Source organism: Sorangium sp. So ce726, assembly GCF_051521405.1.
Classification (GTDB): domain Bacteria; phylum Myxococcota_A; class Polyangia; order Polyangiales; family Polyangiaceae; genus Sorangium.
In genome coordinates this window covers 11,002,727-11,023,369 of sequence record NZ_CP150349.1, presented here as the reverse complement: position 1 = coordinate 11,023,369, position 20,643 = coordinate 11,002,727, and the positions used below count along the sequence as shown (strand labels likewise).

General features: G+C 70.1%; 7 protein-coding genes. All 7 read left to right on the top strand.

The genetic code is table 11. The annotated features are described in order from the left end of the window. Positions 1-88 precede the first annotated feature (88 nt). Positions 89-1,471 carry a salicylate synthase gene (locus WME79_RS40985; RefSeq protein WP_437526334.1) on the top strand — a complete coding sequence of 461 codons (1,383 nt, stop codon included), beginning with the start codon at positions 89-91 and terminating at the stop codon, positions 1,469-1,471. Positions 1,472-1,544: 73 nt separating this feature from the next. Further along, positions 1,545-8,150, top strand: a complete 6,606-nt coding sequence (locus WME79_RS40980) for an amino acid adenylation domain-containing protein (protein ID WP_437526331.1) — start codon at positions 1,545-1,547, stop codon at positions 8,148-8,150. Between the two features lie 154 nt (positions 8,151-8,304). Further along, entirely contained in the window at positions 8,305-13,845 is a 5,541-nt protein-coding gene (locus WME79_RS40975; RefSeq protein ID WP_437526328.1) for an amino acid adenylation domain-containing protein, read from the top strand. After that, complete coding sequence (locus tag WME79_RS40970; protein ID WP_437526325.1) at positions 13,842-15,623, top strand: ABC transporter ATP-binding protein; 1,782 nt, start codon at positions 13,842-13,844, stop codon at positions 15,621-15,623. The genes WME79_RS40975 and WME79_RS40970 overlap by 4 nt, the downstream gene beginning before the upstream one ends. Beyond that, on the top strand, positions 15,620-17,359 hold the full coding sequence (locus WME79_RS40965; protein ID WP_437526322.1) for an ABC transporter ATP-binding protein: 1,740 nt from the start codon (positions 15,620-15,622) through the stop codon (positions 17,357-17,359). The genes WME79_RS40970 and WME79_RS40965 overlap by 4 nt, the downstream gene beginning before the upstream one ends. Beyond that, positions 17,356-18,465, top strand: coding sequence for a saccharopine dehydrogenase NADP-binding domain-containing protein (locus WME79_RS40960; RefSeq protein WP_437526319.1), 1,110 nt, complete (start codon positions 17,356-17,358; stop codon positions 18,463-18,465). Before WME79_RS40965 ends, WME79_RS40960 begins: the two co-directional genes overlap by 4 nt. Further along, complete coding sequence (locus WME79_RS40955) at positions 18,462-20,630, top strand: methyltransferase (RefSeq protein WP_437526316.1); 2,169 nt, start codon at positions 18,462-18,464, stop codon at positions 20,628-20,630. The genes WME79_RS40960 and WME79_RS40955 overlap by 4 nt, the downstream gene beginning before the upstream one ends. Positions 20,631-20,643: the final 13 nt, after the last annotated feature.

Below are 20,643 nucleotides of genomic sequence, written 5' to 3'. Positions count from 1 at the left end.
GTGGACGTGCCATCTTTGGCTCCCTTCGAAGAAATCGAGGCGCAGGCAGCCCGGGATTGCATCACTCACGTGCGGGGCGAGCATGAACATGTCTCATCAACGGCACTACTTCGAGCGCCGCGTCTCGATCGGCGCAGACCCCATCGACCTCGCGGCGGCGCTCGCCAGGTCGGGCTCGCACGCGACGTACTTCGTGTATGAGCGCGACGGCGAATGGAGCGTCGCCCTCGGCGCGGCCTTCGAGCTCACTGCAGACGTACACGGCGTGCACCGCATCGATGCGACAGGGAAGCAGAGCTGTCCCGGCAGGGACTGCCTCGCCGCGGTGGAGGCGGCGCTCGCGTCGATCCCGCTCCGTGGCTGGCGCGCGTACGGCACGGCTTCGTTCGAGTTCGCGTACCTGCTGCACGGCATCGAGGCGAACCTCGGCACAGAGCCCCTGCTTCACCTGACCATTCCAGAGGTCGAGATCCGCCTCCAGCGCGGCACGGCGCTGGTTCGAGCGCTGACCTCGGACGAGCTCGAGCGGATGGTGGAGGTCCTCGCCTCCTCGAACCGCCGCCATCTGCGCGGGATGACCGACGTCGCTGGTCTCCCCCCCGTCCCGTCGCCAGAGGTGCTCCCCGCGAGGCTGCTCGAGACGACGGGCGCAGCGAAGTACAAGGAGCTGGTGGCCGCGGCGACGAACGAGATCGCGGCGCGCAAGCTCCACAAGGTCATCGCGTCGCGCGTCGTCCCGGTCGCCGCGCCCGTCGATCTCATCGCGACGTACGTCGCCGGGCGGCGACAGAACACCCCGGCCCGATCGTTCGTGGTCAACTGCCGCGACCTGAAGTTCGCCGGATTCAGCCCGGAGACCGTGCTCGAGGTGACCGCCGAAGGGCAGGTGATGACGCAGCCGCTCGCCGGGACCCGGGCGCTCGTCTCGGACGACATTGAAAACGCGCGCTTGCGGGCCGAGCTGCTCAGCAATTCGAAGGAGCTGGCCGAGCACGCGATGTCGGTGAAGCTGGCGTTCGAGGAGCTCAGCCGCGTCTGCAAGCAGGGGAGCGTGACCGTGAACGAGTTCATGGCGATATCCCGCCGCGGCACCGTTCAGCACCTCGCCTCACGGCTCTCGGGCATGCTCGAGGCGGGCAACACGGCCTGGACGGCGTTCCAGGTGCTGTTCCCTGCCATCACCGCGTCGGGGATCCCCAAGAGGGAGGCGGTCGACTGGATCCGGAGGCACGAAGCGGAGAGCCGGGGCCTCTACTCAGGCGCGGTCCTGACGCTGGATCACGACGGAGCGATGGATGCGGCGCTGGTGCTTCGGACGATCTTCCAGCGGGGGAGCAGCGTCTGGCTGCGCGCGGGCGCCGGGATCGTCGCGGAGTCGACGCCCGAGCGAGAGCTGGAGGAGACCTGCGAGAAGCTCCAGAGCGTGGCGCGCCACCTGGTGCGGTCGGAGTTCGCCAGCGAACCGGTGTGACGCAGGGGACATGGTGTTCCGAACTTGAGCTTTCCTTCTCACGAGTCAGCCAATGCACGAACAGACACAGCGAATGCACGACGAAGTCGCCTCTTCGGATCTGAGGGATACGGTCGCGAGCGTGCTCGGCGTGATGGCCGAGACGGTCTGTGAAGACAGCAACCTGATCGAGCTCGGGATGGACTCGATCGCGATGATGCGCCTCGCCGGCAGGTGGCGGCGGCAAGGCATCGAGGTCGACTTCGCCGAGCTCGCGGCGAACCCGCGGGTCTCTGCCTGGAAGGCGCTGATAGGAGAGCGAAGCTGTACCAAGGGCGAACGCGACGAGCGTTCGCCCGCCGCGACCACCATCGACGAGGCGGCGCCCTTCGATCTCGCGCTGATGCAGCACGCGTACTGGGTCGGACGCGAGCAAGGCCAGCAGCTGGGCGGCGTCGCTGCGCATTTCTACAACGAGTTCGATGGCGAGCAGATCGACCCCGCGCGGCTGGAAGCTGCCGTACGGGAGCTCCTTGGGCGGCACGGCATGCTGCGCGTGCAGATCCTGAGCGATGGCCGGCAGCAGATCCTTCCCGACAGCCGCGGGCGTGGGCTGAAAGTCCACGATCTGCGCGCCCTGTCGGCCGAGGCGGCGCAAGAGGCGCTGGCCGAGCTGCGCCGGACGCTGTCGCATCGGACGCTGGATCTGGCCGCAGGCGAGGTGTTCGACATCCAGATCTCGCTCCTGCCGGACGCGATCCGCGCGGGCGGCACACGCCTGCATGTGAACCTGGACATGGTGGCCGCCGACGCGCTCAGCCTGCGGGTGCTGCTGGCCGACCTGGCGCACCTCTACGCCGGATCGCAGCCGCTGCCTCCGATCAAGTACAGCTATCCGCGCTACCTGGCGGAACGCGAGGCCAGCCGCGCGAGCGTCAAGGGCCAGCGGTCGCAGACGGCCGACCGAGCGTACTGGCAAGCTCGCCTGAGCGACCTTCCCGCCGCGCCGGAGCTGCCCGCCGCGCCCTACCACGTGAACGTGGGCGCCACGACGGTGGTGCGGCGCCATCGCTGGCTCGCTCCGGAGCAGGTGCGCGCCTTCGCGTCTCTGGCGGCGCGCCACGGCCTCACGCCGGCCATGGCGATGGCGGCTGTGTTCGCGGAGACGCTGACCGCCTGGAGCGCGGAGCCGCGGTTCTTGATGAACCTGCCGATGTTCGACCGGGAGCCCTTGCACCCGGACGTCGGGATGCTGGTGGGCGACTTCACCTCTTCGGTGCTCCTGGCCTGGGACGGCGCAGCGCCCGGCACCTTCGCTGAGCGCGCGCAGCGCCTGCAGGCCCAGTTCCACGCAGACGCCGAGCACGTGGGGTATTCGGGCGTCGAGGTGCTGCGCGACCTTTCCCGGCAGCGAGGCGAGCAGGTGCTGGCGCCTGTCGTGTACACGAGCGCGCTCGGCCTGGGCGAGCTCTTTCCGGAGGTGGTGAAGCAGCTCTTCGGCAGGGCGTCCTGGATCATCTCCCAGGGGCCGCAGGTGTGGCTGGACGCGCAGGTCACCGAGCTCGACGGCGGCCTGCTGGTCAACCTGGATGCGCGTGAAGATGCGTTTGCGCCGGGCGTGCTGGACGCGATGTTCGACGCGCACGGCCGCCTGCTGGAGCGCCTGCTGGCGTATGAGGAAGCCTGGCGGCAGCCTGTGCCCGCGCTCCTCCCGGGAGAGCAGCTGAAGGTGCGTGTCGCCGCGAACGCCACCAGGACGGCCGTCTCGGGCAAGCGCCTGCACGACGGCTTCTTCGAGCTCGCGAAGCGACAGCCCGAGGCGCCTGCCCTCTTGTGGGGCGAAGGCGGCAGGATCTCGTACGGTGAGCTCCGGCAGCGCGCGCTGCGCGTGGCGGGCTACCTGCGGGAGCACGGCGTGAGCGCGGGCGACGTGGTGGCGATCCAGCTGCCCAAGGGGCCGAGCCAGATCGTCGCTGTGCTGGGCGTGCTGGCCGCCGGCGCGACGTACCTGCCGATCAGCGTGGATCAACCCGCGCTGCGCCGTCAGCGCATCCTCGACGCTGCTGGCGCCGCCCTCGTGCTCGATAACGTCCCGGAGGGGCAGGCGTCGCTGGCAGAGCCGCTGGCCGGCGAGGACTCGGATCTCGCCTACATCCTGTTCACCTCGGGTTCGACCGGCGAGCCGAAAGGCGTGGAGATCACCCACGCCGCAGCGATGAACACCATCGATGATCTGAACCAGCGCCTTTCGCTGGGCCCGACCGACCGGACGCTCGCGCTCTCCGCGCTCGAGTTCGATCTGTCGGTGTACGACATCTTCGCGCCGCTGTCGGCCGGCGGCGCCGTGGTCTGCGTCGAGGAGTGGGCGCGCCGCGACGCAGCGGTCTGGGTCGAGCTGCTGCGCAGCCATCGCGTGACCGTCCTCAACTGCGTGCCCGCCCTGCTCGATATCACGCTCGCGGCCGCCGGCGACCGTCCCGGTCCGCTGGCGCTCCGCGCGGTGCTCCTGGGCGGCGACTGGGTGACCCTCGATCTGCCGGGCCGCCTTGCGCAGTGCGCTCCGCATTGCCGCTTCATCGCGCTGGGCGGCACCACCGAGACCGCGATCCACTCCACGATCTGCGAGGTCACCGAGGTGCCTCCGCACTGGAAGTCGGTGCCGTATGGCAAGCCCCTTGGCAACGTGCAGCTGCGCGTCGTCGACCCTCTGGGGCGCGACTGTCCGGACTTCGTTCCGGGCGAGCTGTGGATCGGCGGCGCCGGTGTGGCCCGCGGCTATCGTGGCGACCGGGAGAAAACGGCGAACAAGTTTCTCCAGGCGGACGGGACGCGCTGGTACCGCACCGGCGACCGCGCGCGTTACTGGGCCGATGGCAGCGTGGAGTTCCTCGGGCGCGCCGACTTCCAGGTGAAGCTGCGCGGGCACCGCATCGAGCTCGGCGAGATCGAGGCCGCGGTCGGAGGTGTTTCCGGCGTCAGCCAGGCCGTCGCGGTGCTGGGTGAACGTGGGCTCTACGTGGCCATCACCTCGGACGATCCGAGGATCGCTGTGCCTGAGGCAGGCGAGATCATCGATCTGCGCCAGCCGCCGCCGGAGCTCGCAGCGATGCGTGAGTTCCTGGTGAACCGCCTGCCTGCCGTGATGGTGCCGGATCACCTGTGGCGCTGCAGGAGCTTGCCGCTCACGCCCAATGGCAAGATCGATCGCAAAGCCTTGCAGCGAGCGGTGAACACCATGGCCCTTCAGGCCAAGGCGACCGTGACGGCACCTGTCGGCGAGGTGGAACGCCGGGTCGCCGGGGTCTGGGCCGAGCTGCTCAAGGTGCGGGAGGTGGGCCGCGAGGACAACTTCTTCTCCGCGGGCGGCGATTCCCTCCTGGCGACACGCCTGGTGCGCCGGCTGCGCGAGGTAGGCCTCGATGGCGTCAAGCTGGCCGATCTGTTCGCCCATCCGACGCTGGCCGAGTTCGCTGCCACGCTGTCGCTCGGCGCGGGTGCTCCGGCGCTGCCGGCCCTGGTCGCCGATCCGGAGAACCGCCACCAGCCCTTCCCGCCGACCGAGGTGCAGCGGGCCTACTGGCTGGGTCGCGACGAGAGCTTCACGCTCGGGGGCGTCGCTTGCCAGTTCTACCGTGAGTACGACGTTGTCGATCTCGACGTGTCGCGGCTGGAGGCGGCCATCAACGTCCTGGTGCGGCGGCACGAGATGCTGCGCGCTGTCTTCGATGAGCAGGGCCAGCAACGCATCCTCGCGGACGTGCCGCGGTTCACGATAGAGGTCGTCGACGGCGGCGAAGACCCGGCTCAGGCGTACGAGGAGCTGCGGCGCGACTGCTCGCACAGCGTCTTCGACCCGACCCGCTGGCCGCTGTTCGGCATGCGGGCGGTGCGGTCGGGCGACCGGACGCGACTCGGCATCAGCCTCGACAACCTCATCCTCGATGCGCTCAGCATCCTCACCTTCTACTCGGAGCTCACAGCGCTCTACGAGGCTCCCGACGCTGCTTTGCCGCCGATCGGGCTGTCCTTCCGCGACTACGTGCTGACGTGCACGCCGGGATCGGAGGCGCTCGCCGCCGCGCGGGCGTACTGGACGAAGAAGCTGCCAGAGCTGCCGCCGGCGCCGCAGCTGCCGCTCGCCAGAGACCCGGCCGAGGTGGGGCGCCCGCGCTTCACGCGCCACGAGGGCAGCGTCGACGCGACCCGATGGCGCCGCATCGTCGAGCGCGCAGGTGAGCACGGCATCACGCCGTCCACGGTCCTGCTCACGGCGTTCGCCGAGGTGCTCAGCCGCTGGTGCAGCCGTCCGGATCTCACGCTCAACCTGACGCTCTTCGATCGCCGCGAGGTGCACCCCGACATCCACACGGTCATGGGCGATTTCACGTCGCTCACGTTGATCGGATACCGGCCCGCTGCCGGCGAGAGCTGGGTGACGCGAGCCCGGCGCGTCCAGCAGGAGCTGGGCGACGCGCTCGACCATCGCGACGTCTCGAGCATCTCGCTCGTTCGCGAGCTGGCCAGGTCGAGCGGCGCGTCGAGCCTGACCATGCCCGTGGTGTTCACGAGCGCCCTCGGCGTCCCCGGAGGCACCGCTGCGCCGGCCAGCGGCCCCTTCAGGAAGCAGGTGTGGGGCCTGACGCAGACCCCGCAGGTGTGGCTTGACCATCAGGTGATAGAGGCCGAGGGCGGCATCGCCCTGAACTGGGACGTTGTCGAGGACCTGTTCCCGGCAGGCCTGATCGCCACGATGTTCGACGCGTACCTGCGCGAGCTGAGCTGGCTGAGCAGCTCTGAATGGCACCTGCCCGTGCCCGATCTCCTGCCCGAGCCGCAGCGGCGCGTGCGCGCGCTCGTCAACGCGACCGCCGGAGAGAGCCCGCGGCGGAGCCTGCACCGCGCGTTCTTCGACCTGGCGCGCGAGCAGCCGCAGCGGATCGCATTGCGCTGGGGCGAAGCCGACGTGATGAGCTACGGCGAGCTCGCGTCGCGCGCGCTGCGCCTCTCGGCCGCGCTGGCCGAGCAAGGCGTGGCGACAGGCGATGTCGTCGCCGTGAACCTGCCCAAGGGGCCCGATCAGATCGCCGCGGTGCTGGGCGTGCTGGCGGCCGGAGCCGCCTACCTGCCGGTCGGGGTGGATCAACCCGACGCGCGCCGCGACCGGATGCTGGGCCAGGCAGGGGTTCGCGTCGCCGTCACCGGCCCGGAGCCGAGGTGCTGGCCGGAGGGCGTGCGTCCGTGCGTGTTCGGACAGGCGATGGCGTCCGCGCCCGCGCCGAGTCCGGCGGCGATCGACGCAGAGCAGCTGGCGTACATCATCTTCACCTCCGGATCGACCGGCGAGCCGAAGGGCGTTGAAATCACCCATCGCGCCGCGCTGAACACGGTGCTGGACATCAATCAACGCTTCGGCATCGGCGCAGAAGACCGCGTCCTGGCCGTGTCTGCGCTGGATTTCGATCTGTCCGTCTACGATATCTTCGGTCTGCTGTCCGCCGGCGGTTCGCTGGTCTTGATCGAGGAGGAATCGCGGCGCGATGCGAGGCGCTGGCACGAGCTGGTGTGTCGGCATGAGGTGACGATCTGGAACAGCGTTCCGACCTTGCTCGACATGCTGCTCATCGTCAGCAGCGCAGCGGAGCCGCCGGGCGCCATCCGCCTGGCGCTCGTCTCGGGTGACTGGATCAGGACGGATCTGCCCGGGCGGCTCGCCGCGCAGCGGCCCGGGTGTCGGTTCATCGCGCTCGGCGGCGCCACCGAGGCCTCCATCTGGTCCAACTTCTTCGAGGTGGATGGGGTCCAGCCGTCGTGGCGTTCGATCCCCTACGGCTATCCCCTGCGCAACCAGCTCTTCCGCGTGGTGGACGCGCATGGCCGCGACTGTCCGGACTGGGTGCCGGGCGAGCTGTGGATCGGCGGTCTCGGGGTGGCGCGCGGTTACTGCGCCGCGCCGGATCTGACGGCTCGCAAGTTCGTCGGAGATGGCGCGCGGTGGTATCGCACCGGCGACGTCGGGCGTTACTGGCCCGACGGCGCGCTGGAGTTCCTCGGCCGCACCGACAATCAGGTCAAGATCCGCGGACATCGCATCGAGCTTGGCGAGGTGGAAGCCGCTCTACGGTCGCACCCCGGCGTGCGGAACGCGGTGGCCGTGGCGGCCTCCGGGCGCCTCGCCGCCGCGGTGGTCCCTGCTGCTGCGGAGGAAGCGGGAGGCGCGATGGTCGATGGCCTGAATGGCCGCCGCTCGGACGCTGCGGCGGCGCTCAGCGCGGAGCAGCTGCGCGACCATGTCACCATGAGCCTGCCGATTCACATGGTGCCAGAGAGGATCGTGGTGCTGGCCCAGCTGCCGCTCAGCGCGAACGGCAAGGTCAACCATGCCGAGATCGTCAGGCTGATCTCGGCGGAAGTCGATAACGACGCCCGGGAGGTCGAGCCCCCGCAGGGTGAATGGGAGCATGCCGTCGCGGCGCTCTGGAGCGAGCTCCTGGCCGTGGCCAACGTCGGCCGCCATCAGAGCTTCTTCCAGCTGGGCGGCGACAGCCTCCTCGCGACGCGCTTCATCGAGGCCGTGAATCAGCGCCATGGCATCATGTTGCCTCTGAGGCGCCTGTTCAACGGACCGACGCTGCGCGAGGTCGCAGCGGCGCTCGCCGCCGAGCACGAGGCCCGCCAGGACATCGAGGAGGGCGCGCTCTAGCGGCGTCCGCCGCGGTGGCGCGCCGCCCGCGAGAGCGGGTGACGGCGCGCCGCCGAAGCGGACGCCGGAGCCGCGCGCGTGGGAGAGCGCTTCGCCGGTGAGTTCATCATCTGATGTGACGCTTGTCGTCAACAAGCTACAGGAGCTTACGTCCATGCCCGTTGCCGGGATCATCGAAGAGCTGAAGACGCTGGGTGTCGATCTGTGGACGGAATCGGGGCAGCTCCGGTTCCGTGCGCCCAAAGGGTTGCTCACGGAAGACAAGATGACGGTGCTGCGCACACACAAGGCGCAGATCATCGATTTTCTTGCAGCAAACCAGGGGGTGGTCGTCGCCGCGGACGATCAGGCGCGCCATGAGCCGTTCCCGCTCACCGACGTGCAGACGGCCTACCTGCTGGGGCGCCAGACCTCCTTCGGTTACGGCGGCGTCGCCTGCCACGGGTACCTGGAGGTGACGTATCCAGAGCTCGACCCCGCGCGCCTCGCCGACGCCTGGAACCTGCTGATCGAGCGGCATGAGATGCTGCGCGCCGTGATCGAGCAGGACGGCTACCAGCGCGTCCTGCCCGCGGTACCTCGGTACCACATCCAGTCGACGGACCTCCGCGGCGCGTCCGCCGCCGAGGTGGAGCGCGCGTTGAGCGGCGTCCGCGCCGAGATGGACCACCGGATGTACGAGACCACCGTATGGCCGCTGTTCGAGCTGCGGCATACCCGTACCCGCGGCGGCGACGTCGTGCACTTCTCGCTCGACTCGCTCATCGCCGACTGGGCGAGCGCCGGGATCTTCTTCGAGGAGCTCGATCTCATCCTCGCCGGTCGCAGCGACGAGCTGCGGCCGCTGGACCTCCGCTTTCGCGATTACATCTTCGCGGAGCGGCGGCTGCGCGAGACCGGGCGTTATCAGCGTGACCGCCAGTACTGGCTCTCGCGCGTCAACGATCTGCCCGGCGCGCCCGAGCTTCCGACGCTTCCATCGGCCGCGGAAGCTGGGCCCGTGCGCTTCCGCCGCTACCACAGCCGCCTGTCCGCCGAGCGCTGGGAGCGCCTCCGGCAGCGCGCCGGCGAGCGAGGGCTCACGGCCTCGATCGCGGTGCTGGGCGCCTATGCGGCCGTGCTGCAGCGCTGGAGCCGCCGTCAACGGTTCAGCCTCAACCTCACGCTGCTCAACCGTCTGCCGCTGCACCCGCACGTCGACCGGATCGTCGGAGACTTCACGTCGGTCAGCCTCATGGACGTGCAGGCGGCGTCCGGGCGCAGCTTCAAGGAGTGGGCTGCGCGGCTCGGCGATCAGATGTTCGCCGATCTCGACCACCGGCTGTTCACGGGGGTCGAGGTGCTGCGCGAGATGACCCGCCGGCGCGGGCGGGAGGCCGCGCTGATGCCGGTCGTCTTCACCAGCGCCATCGGCCTCGGCGCGCGGCGACGACCCAGCAGCGGCCGGCGCTTCGGCAATGGCGTCACGCAGACCCCGCAGGTCTACCTCGATTGCCAGGTCATGGATGACGCCGACGGGCTCGAGGTCAACTGGGACGTGCGTCAGGGCATCTTCCCGGACGGCCTCGTCGACGACATGTTCCGCGCGCTGCAGCGGCTGCTGGAGGATCTCGCAGAGCGCTCCGAGGCGTGGGAGGCCGTCGAGCCGGTCGCGTTGCCCGGTTGGCAGGCGCAGGAGCGCGAGCGGGTCAATCAGACCCGCTGTCCGCTGCCGGACTCCCTCTTGCACCGAGGGTTCCTGGAGCAGGCCGCCCGCGACCCCGGAGCGGTGGCGGTGATCGGCCACGCGGGGAGCTTGACGTACCGCGACCTCGCGATGAGGGCGGCGTCGGTCGCGCAGGCGCTGCGAGACGGCGGCTGTACCGCGGGCGAGCGAGTCGCCGTCGTCATGAACAAGGGGATCGAGCAGATCGTCGCGGTGCTGGGCGTGCTGCTCGCCGGCGGGACCTACCTGCCGCTCGACGCCACGCAGCCACGGCTGCGCATCGAGAAGGTGCTGTCGAACGCGGCGGTGCGACAGGTCCTGACCCAGTCGTGGATCTCGGCGGCGGCGAAGCTGCCGGAGGGCCTGCGCGTGATCGATGTGGACACGCAGGCGCCTGCGCAGACCTTCCCCGAAGCTCCGGCGGGCGACCCCGACGCGCTGGCGTACGTGATCTACACGTCCGGCTCCACGGGTGACCCGAAGGGGGTCATGATCACCCACCGAGCGGCGCTGAACACGATCGACGACATCAACCGTCGCTTCGGGGTGACCGGATCGGACCGGGTGCTGGGCCTCGCGCAGCTTGGCTTTGACCTGTCCGTGTACGACATCTTCGGAACCCTCGCCCTCGGCGGGACGCTCGTGCTCCCGGATCCCGACCGCGGCGCCGATCCCTCCCACTGGGCGGACCTCCTCGTGAAGCATGAGGTGACCCTGTGGAACTCCGTGCCTGCGCAGCTTCAGATGCTGGCGAGCTACCTGCAGACAGAGCCGGTCGCGATTCGCTCGTTGCGCATGGCGCTGCTGTCTGGCGACTGGATCCCCGTCACGCTGCCCGACCAGATGCGCCGGTTCATTCCTGACCTGACGCTCATCGGCCTCGGCGGCGCGACCGAGGCGGCTATCTGGTCGAATTACCATCGCATCGAGCAGGTCGATCCGGCGTGGACGAGCATCCCCTACGGGGTGCCGCTCGCCAACCAGGGCTTCCGCGTCCTCGACGAGTCGCTCCGCGACGCGCCGGTGTGGGTCCCTGGAGAGCTGTACATCACCGGGCACGGCCTTGCAGCGGGGTACCTGGGCGATCCGGAGCTCACGGCCGCGCGCTTCTTCAACCATCCCGTCGATGGACAGCGCCTCTACAGGACCGGAGATCTCGGGCGCTATCTCCCTGGCGGATCCATCGAGTTCCTCGGCCGCGAGGACAGCCAGGTCAAGATTCGCGGGCACCGGATCGAGCTGGGCGAGATCGAGGCCGCGCTGCTCGCGCATCCGGCGGTCGGCGCCGCGGCGGCCGTGGTGGCCGGCAAGGACCCCACGGATCGCTCGCTGCTCGGCTTCGTCGAGCTCGCGCGGCGCAGCGCGCCTGCGGACGAGGATCTCGCGGCGTCGCAGGCTCGTCTCGTGTCTGCGGCGCGGCAGTTCGCCGACAAGGAGGTCAGCGGCGTGACCGCGGCCCAGGTGACCGAGGCGACCCGAGCGCTGCACGACGCCTCGTTCGCGTCCATGATGAACGCGCTCTCCGAGCGCGGGCTCTTCGCCGGTCCGCGCGACACCCACTCGGCCGAGGAGATCCTGCGCGAGGCGCGCGTTCACGACCGCCATCACTGGCTCGTTCGCCGCTGGCTGGGGCTCCTGACCGAGGCGGGATGGCTCACGTACGACGAGGAGAGCCGCCGTTACGCGCAGCGCAGGGCCGCCGACGCGACGGTCGTCCACGACGCCTGGCAGCGGTTCGAGGAGCTGGCGTCGTCGTCCGGGCTGTGTACGCCCGAGTTCGTTCAGTACCACAGAGCGCACGTGGAGCGGCTGCACGCCTTGCTCGAGAACCAGCAGAACCCGTTCGAGCTGCTGTTTCCGCAAGGGAAGCACGACGTGGCGCTCTCGGTGTACCGCGACGACGCGATCGCGCGTTACAACAACCACGCGGTCGCGGCGCTCCTGTACCGGATCGCCGCCGCGCATACGGACGGCGCCCCCCTCCGGGTGCTCGAGATCGGCGCCGGCACCGGCGCCACCAGCGGCGTGGTCCTCCCGATGCTCGACGGCCATGACGTCGATTACCTGTTCACGGACCTGACAGCCTTCTTCCTGGCCGACGCGCGCGAGCGGTTCCGGGAGCGCCCCTGGGTCCGATTCGGGCAGCTCGACCTGAACGAGGATTACCGCGCCCAGGGCTTGCTGCCGAACTCCGCGGACGTCGTGGTGTGCGCCGGAATGCTGAACAGCACCCGCAACGTCGAAGCTGCGGTGGCGGCCGCGGTGGAGCTGCTCGGGCCATCGGGATGGCTCGTGTTCACCGAGCCTACCGCCGATCACCCGCACGTCCTGCTCACCCAGGGCTTCATGATGGACCCTGCGGGCGCAGACCGGGAGCGCGGCGGCACCAAGTTCCTGTCCACCCAGCAGTGGCAAGGCCTGATAGCGAAGAGCGGCGGTGAGCTGGTGCTTTGCCTGCCGGACGACGACCATCCGATGGCGGCGTATGGCATGCACATGTTCGCTGCGCGCTTCAAGACCGACCGGGCCCGGGTCAGGACCGACGAGCTCACGAGCTTCCTCGGGCAGCGGCTGCCAGCGCACATGGTGCCTGCTCATCTGCAGGTCGTCGACCGATTGCCGCTCACGGCGAACGGCAAGGTCAACCGCAAGGCGCTCGCTGCCCTGCGGCCCGCGGCGTTCATCGACAGCGCCGGGAAGGAGGCCGATGCGACGCTGGACGAGCTGGAGGGCCGGCTGTGTGCGCTCTGGGCGAGCGCGCTCGGCATCGCGCGGATCGGCAAGGACGAGAACTTCTACGATCGTGGCGCCGACTCGCTGATCCTCGCCAGGGTGGCAGGTCGACTGCGCGAGGAGGTGCCGGAAGCGGCGCCGTTCGCCTACGACACGCTCCTGCGGCAGATGCTCAATGAGCCGACGGTCGACGCGCTCGCGCGCGCGCTGCGCAGGCAAGACGGCGCAGCGCACGCGCCGAGCGGCGCCGGGGCAGGCGCGGAGGTGTCCTCCAGCGGCGGCAAGACCGCGCAGGTCGCGCAGCGCCGGGAGGGCAGCAACTCGTTGATCCTCTCGTTCGGCGGCGGGGACGGGCCGGCGCGCGTGATGTTCCACGCGGCGCTGGGCACCATGGATTACTTCCAGCATCTGGGGCGGGCGCTCGCCGCTCAGAATCTGGGGCCTGTCCTGGGCTTCGCTGTCGCCGATCCCGAGCTCTACCTCGCGATCCCTCCGAAGGAGCTCGTCGCGCGCGTGTCCGACGATTACGCGCAGCGGCTCATCGATGAAGGCTTCACGCGGTTTCAGCTCATCGGCTACTGCCTCGGCGGGCTGCTCGCCACCGAGGTGGCCCGGCGGCTGCTCGAGCGCGGCATGTCGGTGGACCTGGCGCTTGTCGACAGCATTCCGATGTTCATCGAGACGGACGAAGAGCTCGCGTTCGAGGCGATCTTTGCACCGAACTTGAACCTGGATCCGGTGAAGGCCGTCTTCGGCGAAGACGTCGACAGCGCCGACGTGTACCGGGCCATCGAGAAGCTGATGGTCGAGTACAATCGCAAGATTCCAGCCGGTGCAATGGCCAGGCTCGGCGGCGACCCCGGGCTGGAATCGGTCGCCGCCGCGGTGCGCAGGCAATCGGCGCGCAGTCAAGACGAGCGCATGGCCAGCTACGCGAAGGCGGCGGCCGCTCAGGCCGGGGTGCCCGTCGGACCCGAGCTCATCCCGGCGCTCTTCCGGACCTGCAGGCACAGCATGCGCGCCGCGCGGTTCGATCCCGAGCCTTACGTCGGCGATATGACGTTCTTGCGGTGCGACGAGGAGCAATCCTTCGGCATCACCGCGGGCGTCGGGCACCTGACGGCGCCGTTCTGGGAAGGCGTCTGCCTCGGCGAGTTCAAGCTGATCGACGTGCCCGGCAACCATTTCAGCGTCATCGAGCCGCCGCATGTGAATGTCGTGGCCGAGCACCTCGCGGTATCGTTGCGCCACACATGAGAGAGAATCGAGAGAATCAGCAGAAGGACGCGGCGCTCCGCGAGCTGCGCCGCCCGATTGCAGGGCTGACACGGCTCGGGATCTTCCTGGGCGGCGTCGGGGCGCTGACGACGCTCGTCCCGTTCATCGGGATCGCCGAGCTCGCGCGGATCCTCGTCGCGTCAGGCCCGATCGACAGCGCGAAGGTGGCCGGGGTCGCGCTGATCATCGTGGTCGGGCTCGGCGTCGGATGGACCTGCACCGGAGTGGCGTTGTGGGTGACTCACCTGGCCGACCATCGGCTTCAGGCCATCCTGCGGCGCGCGCTGGTGCGCAAGCTGGGCGAGGTGCCGCTGGGGTGGTACTCCGACAAGACGTCAGGGGTGGTCCGCAAAGCGGTCCAGGACGACCTGGAGGACTTGCACCACCTCGTCGCGCACCACGATGTCGAGCTCGTCTCGGCCATCGTCCTTCCGCTCGGCGGCCTTCTGTACCTGTTCTGGCTGGACTTTCGGCTGGCGCTGCTCGCGATCGCCACCCTGCCCATCTACATGGCCGCTTACGCATGGATGATGCGGGGCTTCGCCGAGAAGATGATGCAGCTCGACGCGAGCTTCGCCAGGGTGAGCGCCGCGATCGTCGAGTTCGTACACGGCATCGCGGTCGTGAAGGCGTTCGGCCAGACGGGCCGCGCTCACCAGAGCTACCAGCGCGCCGTCAGCGATTTCAGCGACCGATACGCCGGCTGGGTGCGGCCGCTGCTCCGGCTCGAGGCGCTGACCTCGATGGCCCTCTCGGTGCCCGTGATCATGCTGGTGAGCCTGACGGTCGGCTCATGGTTCATTCGAGAGGGCTGGGTGAGCCCCATCGACCTGCTCGCCGAGACCCTGGTCGCCGTGGTCATCCCGCAGACGGTGCTCACGCTGAACCAGGGCCTCACGGCCCAGCGCAAGGCCGTGGCGGCGGCGGAGCGCGTCGCCTCGCTGCTCGACGAGCCGTCGTTGCCCATCACGACGACGCCGCAGGCGCCGCGCGGGGCGGGGGTGCAGTTCGATCACGTCTCGTTCAGCTACGACGGCTCGAGGAGCGTGCTCTCCGACGTGAGCTTCGCTTGCAGGCCTGGCACCGTCACCGCGCTCGTCGGCACCTCGGGCGCGGGGAAGTCCACGCTGGCCAAGCTGGTGCCCCGGTTTTACGACGTGACCGGCGGCGCCGTCCTGCTCGGCGGCGTGGATATCCGGAACATCGCGCCGGACGTGCTGTACCGGAACGTCGGCTTCGTCCTGCAGGACGTCCAGCTGGTGCATGGAACGGTCGCCGACAACCTGCGCCTCGGCCGGCCCGAGGCGAGCGACGCAGAGGTCGTCGAAGCCGCGCGCGCCGCGCAGATCCACGACCGGCTCGTCGCCCTCCCCAGAGGATATCAGTCCGTGATCGGCGAGGACGCCATCCTGTCCGGCGGCGAGGCGCAGCGGCTGTCCATCGCGCGCACGCTGCTCGCGGACACCGCGGTGCTGATCCTCGACGAGGCGACGGCGCACGCGGATCCGGAGTCAGAAGCGCAGATCCAGGACGCGCTGTCCGCGGTCGCGCGCGGGCGCACCGTGATCGTCATCGCCCACCGGCTGGCGACGATCACCGGCGTCGACCAGATCGTCGTGCTCGACGAGGGCCGCGTGCACGAAAGCGGCACGCATCCCGCGCTGCTCGCCGCGGACGGGCTCTACGCCAGGATGTGGCGTGCTTATGCCGAGAGCGACATGACGGCTGCCGGTGCAGTGGTGGGGGTGGCCTCATGATCCGGCAACTGACCAAGATCCTGGGACCGCAGCACGCAAGGGCGCTGCACGTCTATTTCGGCTGGCTCATCGTCTACTCCGTCGTCCAGGGGGTGGCGATGGCGTTCCTCGTCCCGGTCCTCAAGGCGCTTCTCGGCGGGGACCTGGGCGAGGCGCTGCGCTGGCTGGGCCTCCTGGCCGCGGTCGTCGCGGTGACGTGCGTCGCCCGTTACCAGCAGACGATGAAGGGCTTCGCGCTCGCGCTGGTCGTCCTGACCACGCTGCACAACCGGCTCGGCAACCACGTCGCCCGCCTGCCGATCGGCTGGTTCTCCTCGGAGAAGGTCGGCCGTCTCTCACGGAGCGCGACGGGCGGCACCATGATGGTCACCAACGTGTTCGCCCACCTCCTGACCCCGGTGGTGAGCGGCATCCTGACGCCCGCGACGATCGCCGTCGCCATGCTGTTCTTTGACTGGCAGCTGGGGCTGACCGCCATCGCCTGCACGCCGCTGATCTACCTGACGCACCGCTGGTCGTCGGCGTGGATCGGCCGCACCGAGGAGCAGGTCGACGCCGCGGGGGCGCTCGCCAGCAACCGGGTCGTCGAGTTCGCGCGCAACCAGCAGGTGCTGCGCGCCTTCGGTCGGGCCACGGGGGGTTATGCGCCGCTGGAGGAGGCGATCGAGGGGCAGCGCGCCGCGGGCGGGTCGATGCTGCGCCAGACCTTCCCCAGGTTGCTCGCGGGCGGGCTGTCGGTGCAGCTCGCGTTCGCCGCGCTGATCGCGGTCGGCGTGGTGCGCGCCCTCGATCGGTCGATCGATCCGATCGAGCTTGTCGCGCTGCTGGCGCTGGCCGCCAGGTTCGTGGGGCCGCTGGCCGAGGCCGCGGGGCGGAGCGGGCTCTTGCGGATGGCAGGCAACGATCTGGAGCGGCTGTCCGCCATCTTCGATGAGGCGCCGCTGCCCGAGCCGGAGCGCTCCAGGCCCGTCGCGGCGCCGGGGGAGATCGAGTTCTCCGATGCCCTGTTCGGCTATCAGCCGGGCGCTCCCGTGCTCCGCGATGTGTCTTTCCGGATAGCGCCGAAGACGATGACGGCGATCATCGGGGCCTCCGGCTCCGGGAAGACCACGATAACACGGCTGATCGCGCGGTTCTTCGATGTCGACGCGGGCTCGGTGCGGGTGGGCGGCGTGGATGTCCGCGAGCTCTCCACGGAAGACCTGATGACGCAGCTGTCGCTGGTCATGCAGGACGTCTATCTGTTCGATGACACGCTCGAGGCGAACATCCGGGTAGGCCGGCTGGACGCCACGGACGCGGAGGTGCGCGAGGCCGCCCGTCTGGCGGGCGTGGAGGAGATCATCGAGCGCCTCCCGCAGGGCCTGAAGACCCGCGTCGGCGAGGGCGGAGCGTCGCTGTCCGGCGGGGAGCGCCAGCGCGTGTCGGTCGCCCGAGCCGTGCTCAAGGACGCTCCCATCGTGCTGCTGGACGAGGCGACGGCGGCGCTCGACCCGGAGAACGAGCGCTACATCCAGAGCGCGATGCGCACATTGATGAACCGGTCGACCCTGCTGGTCATCGCGCACCGGCTGCCGACCATCGTGTCTGCGGATCAGATCCTCGTGCTCGACGGCGGCCGCATCGTCGAGGCGGGGACGCATCAAGAGCTCTTGGCGCGCAACGGGCGGTACACGGCGTTCTGGAACGAGCGCCGCCGCGCCCACGGATGGCGGCTGGTGGAGGCTACAGGATGACGATCGGCATCTTGGGAGGTTATGGCGACGTCGGCGCGCAAGCGGCCCGGCGGCTCCTGTCGCTCGGCCTCGGGCCGCTGCGGATCGGCGGGCGAAACCTCGAAGCGGCCCGCCGCTTCGCGAATGAGCTGTCCGCGGGAGCGATCGAGCACCAGACGGTCGATTTTCGGGACGACGCGTCGTTGCGTCGCTTCGTCGGTGGGTGTCGGATCGTGCTCAACTGCGCCGGTCCATCCCACGCCATCGCGGACCGCGCGGCGCGGGCAGCCGCGGAAGCAGGCGCCGACTACGTGGACGCCGCCGGCGATGATGCGCTGTACGCGCTCCTGGACGACGAGGAGTACCGCAGCCGCCGGCGCGTGGCCGTGCTCTCGGCGGGGCTGCAGCCTGGCCTCACCGCGCTCTTGCCGCGATGGGCGGCGCAGCGGGCGTTCAGCCAGGTTCACGGCGTGCGCAGCTATTTCGGCGTGCTGGACCGATTCACCGAGGTCGCCGCGGACGATTATCTCCAGGCTGCCACGGACGGGGTGAGCGAGCCGCTCGCGGCATGGCGAGAGGGGCGTCGCTCCGGGGTGCTGACCCGGACGCGCAACGTGGAAGTCCCGTTCTTCCCCGGCCTGGCGAGCTTGCTGCCTTACCTCAACACCGAAGGGGAGCGGCTCGCGGCGTCGCTCCGGCTCGTTCGGGGAGACTGGTATACGGTCGTCACCGGCCAGCACATCCTCACGGCCTTCGACCGCGCGCGCAGCCTCGGGCGCCGCGAGGCGGTCGCGGCGTTATGCCGGGCCAGCTTGCTCGACCTCGCTGGACGGGAGCCTCACGTCCTCCTCGTCGCGCAGCTCGACGGCCTGCGAGACGGCGCCCCGGTCACGCGCACCCTGGTCGTGCGCGGGCGGCGCAACGCCGAGCTCACAGGGACCATGGCCGCGCTCACCACGCTGGCGGTGGACCAGGGCCAGGTGCCCGCTGGGCGCCACTTCGCCGCGGCGGCGCTCGACCCCCTGTCGACGGTCGGTCGCCTTCGCGAGAGCGGCGCGGTGACCGCGCTCGATCTGCTGGACACGTCGATTGACGCGCTCGGCGCTACCGAGGAGGGCTCCCTGTGACCGCCGGGATCCCTCTCGTGTTGTGCGGCGCCGGGTTCGGTCCTCTGCACCTGGCGGCGCTCCAGCGTTTGAATGGGCGCTTTCGCCTCATCGGCCAGCTCGCCGACGACAGCGAGGGCGCCCGGAGGTTCGCCGATCAGGCCAGGATAGCGCTCTGGACCCGGCCGGATCAGGCATCCGTCGGCGCCGGCGTGAGCTGCTGGGTATCGGCGACCGGCCACGGCGTGCCGGTGACCGAGCGCGCCGTCGACCTCCTGGGGCGCGGCAGCGCTGTGCTGGCGGAGGCGCCGCTCGAGCACGATGAGCTCGCGACGTGCCTGCGGCAAGCGCGCCTTGGCCGAGCCGCATTCCGGGTGGCAGCGGTCGCCTCTGCCACGCCGTCATCCCGGCGGTTCCTCGGCGCAGCGCAGGTGTTGCGCGCGCGCACGCCGGTCAGGTACGTCGCGGCGACGTGCACGAGAGCGTCGATCCAGGCGCTGCTCCGCCTCCTGGGAGACGCGCTCGGCGCCCTGCGCCCCTGGCAGATCCGTGAACCGACGCCGCTGGGGAGCGGGCTTGTCGTGCTCGGAGGCAGCCTAGCGGGGGTTCCCATCGTCCTGCGCGTGCGCAACGAGGTGTCGTCAGAGGCGCAGATGGTGGTCGAGATCGCTGTGGGCAGCGACGCCGGCGAGCTGAGGTTGACCGGGGTTCACGGCGACGTCCTCTGGACCGCACACGCCACGGGGTCTGGTGTGCTGCTCGGCGGAACAGACGCGCCGGCCGAGCGCGAGACCGTGAGCTGGCTGCGCGCGACCCGCGGCGAGCTGACGGCGTTCGCCAATGCCGTTGAGAGCCCAGGCGCAGCCGTCAGCGAGGCTCAGGTTCAGCTCACGCTGTGCCGCCTCCGGCACGACATCCTCGCGGCGCTTGGCTCGGCGACGGCGCGCGCTGATGTGGAGGCCGTCCCCGCCGCGGATCTGGCTGCGGCGGCCGTGGAGGCCGCCGCCGACGATGCCGGCGGTGAGGCCCCCCGCGTGCGCGTGCCGACAGGCGACGAGACGCACGAAGCGGGGTTGCGGCTCACTCGGCTGCTGGAACCAGCGTCGGGGAGGGATGCGCTGGCGCACCTCCCGGGGGCGATGCAGCGACTCGAGGCGATCAGCCTGCGGGCCCTGGGGGAGCTGCTCGTCGCGAGCGGCGCCGTGCATCCGGGAGGTGAAGCGCGCACCGCGGAGGAGATCGTCTCTGCGCTGGGCGCGGCGCCGCGACACGCGTGGCTCGTCCGGCGGTGGCTCGCCGCGCTGTGCGACCACGGTGTGCTCAGCAACGTGGCAGATCGGTATGTGTGGCGACGGGCCCTGCGGGACGCCGGCGCGGCCGCCGACCTGCCCGACGCATATGCCGCGCTCGGCTTCCCGGCTGCGATGGCGGAAGTTCACCAGGCGGCGCTGCTCCGCCTGCACGCGCTCGTGCGCGACGAGCTCTCGATTCAGCAGCTCTTGTTTCGCGAGCGGCAGGACCTCTCCACCATCGCCGCCTACCAGGACAACGTCTTCACCGCTTACCTGGGCGCCGCCGGCGCTCACCTCGTGCGCCGCTGCGCGGAGCTGCGGCACCGGCCGCTGCGGGTGCTCGAGCTCGGCGGAGGCGCCGGGCTCACCACGACAGCCGCGCTGCGGGCCCTCGACGGCGCGCCGGTCGACTATCTGTTCACCGACATCGCGCGCGCGTTCACGGCCGCAGCGCAGGAGCGGTTCGGCCGCCATCGCGGGATGCGCACTGCCGTGCTCGACATCAACGTCGATTTCACGGCGCAGGGCGTGGAGCCGCACGCGGCGGACGTCGTGCTCGCGGGCAATGTCCTCCACAACGCCGCGCATACGGGTCGGACGCTGCGCCGCATCCGCCGCGCGCTCGCCCCCGGCGGATGGCTCATCTTCACGGACTCCACACGAGAGAACTGCGCGATCCTCACGGCGATGCAATTCCTGCTGTCTCCTGCGGCCGGCTCGCCGCCGCTGGGCAGCGAGGACCGGCGCGCCGGGACCGATCAGGTGTTCGTCGACGCGCCTGGCTGGAATGAGGAGCTCCTGGCCGCTGCCTTCGTGCCGCGGTTCGTCCTTCCTTCGCTTGAATCACCGCTGGCCGTGGCAGGCCAGCACCTGTTCTTCGCTACCGCCTGCTGACGACCACCAGACG

What these genes read in the sequence shown, in the direction of transcription:
- WME79_RS40965 (WP_437526322.1), top strand. Translation starts at nt 15,620, where the DNA reads ATGATCCGGCAACTGACCAAGATCCTGGGACCGCAGCACGCAAGGGCG.
- WME79_RS40985 (WP_437526334.1), top strand. Translation starts at nt 89, where the DNA reads ATGTCTCATCAACGGCACTACTTCGAGCGCCGCGTCTCGATCGGCGCA.
- WME79_RS40975 (WP_437526328.1), top strand. Translation starts at nt 8,305, where the DNA reads ATGCCCGTTGCCGGGATCATCGAAGAGCTGAAGACGCTGGGTGTCGAT.
- WME79_RS40960 (WP_437526319.1), top strand. Translation starts at nt 17,356, where the DNA reads ATGACGATCGGCATCTTGGGAGGTTATGGCGACGTCGGCGCGCAAGCG.
- WME79_RS40980 (WP_437526331.1), top strand. Translation starts at nt 1,545, where the DNA reads ATGCACGACGAAGTCGCCTCTTCGGATCTGAGGGATACGGTCGCGAGC.
- WME79_RS40970 (WP_437526325.1), top strand. Translation starts at nt 13,842, where the DNA reads ATGAGAGAGAATCGAGAGAATCAGCAGAAGGACGCGGCGCTCCGCGAG.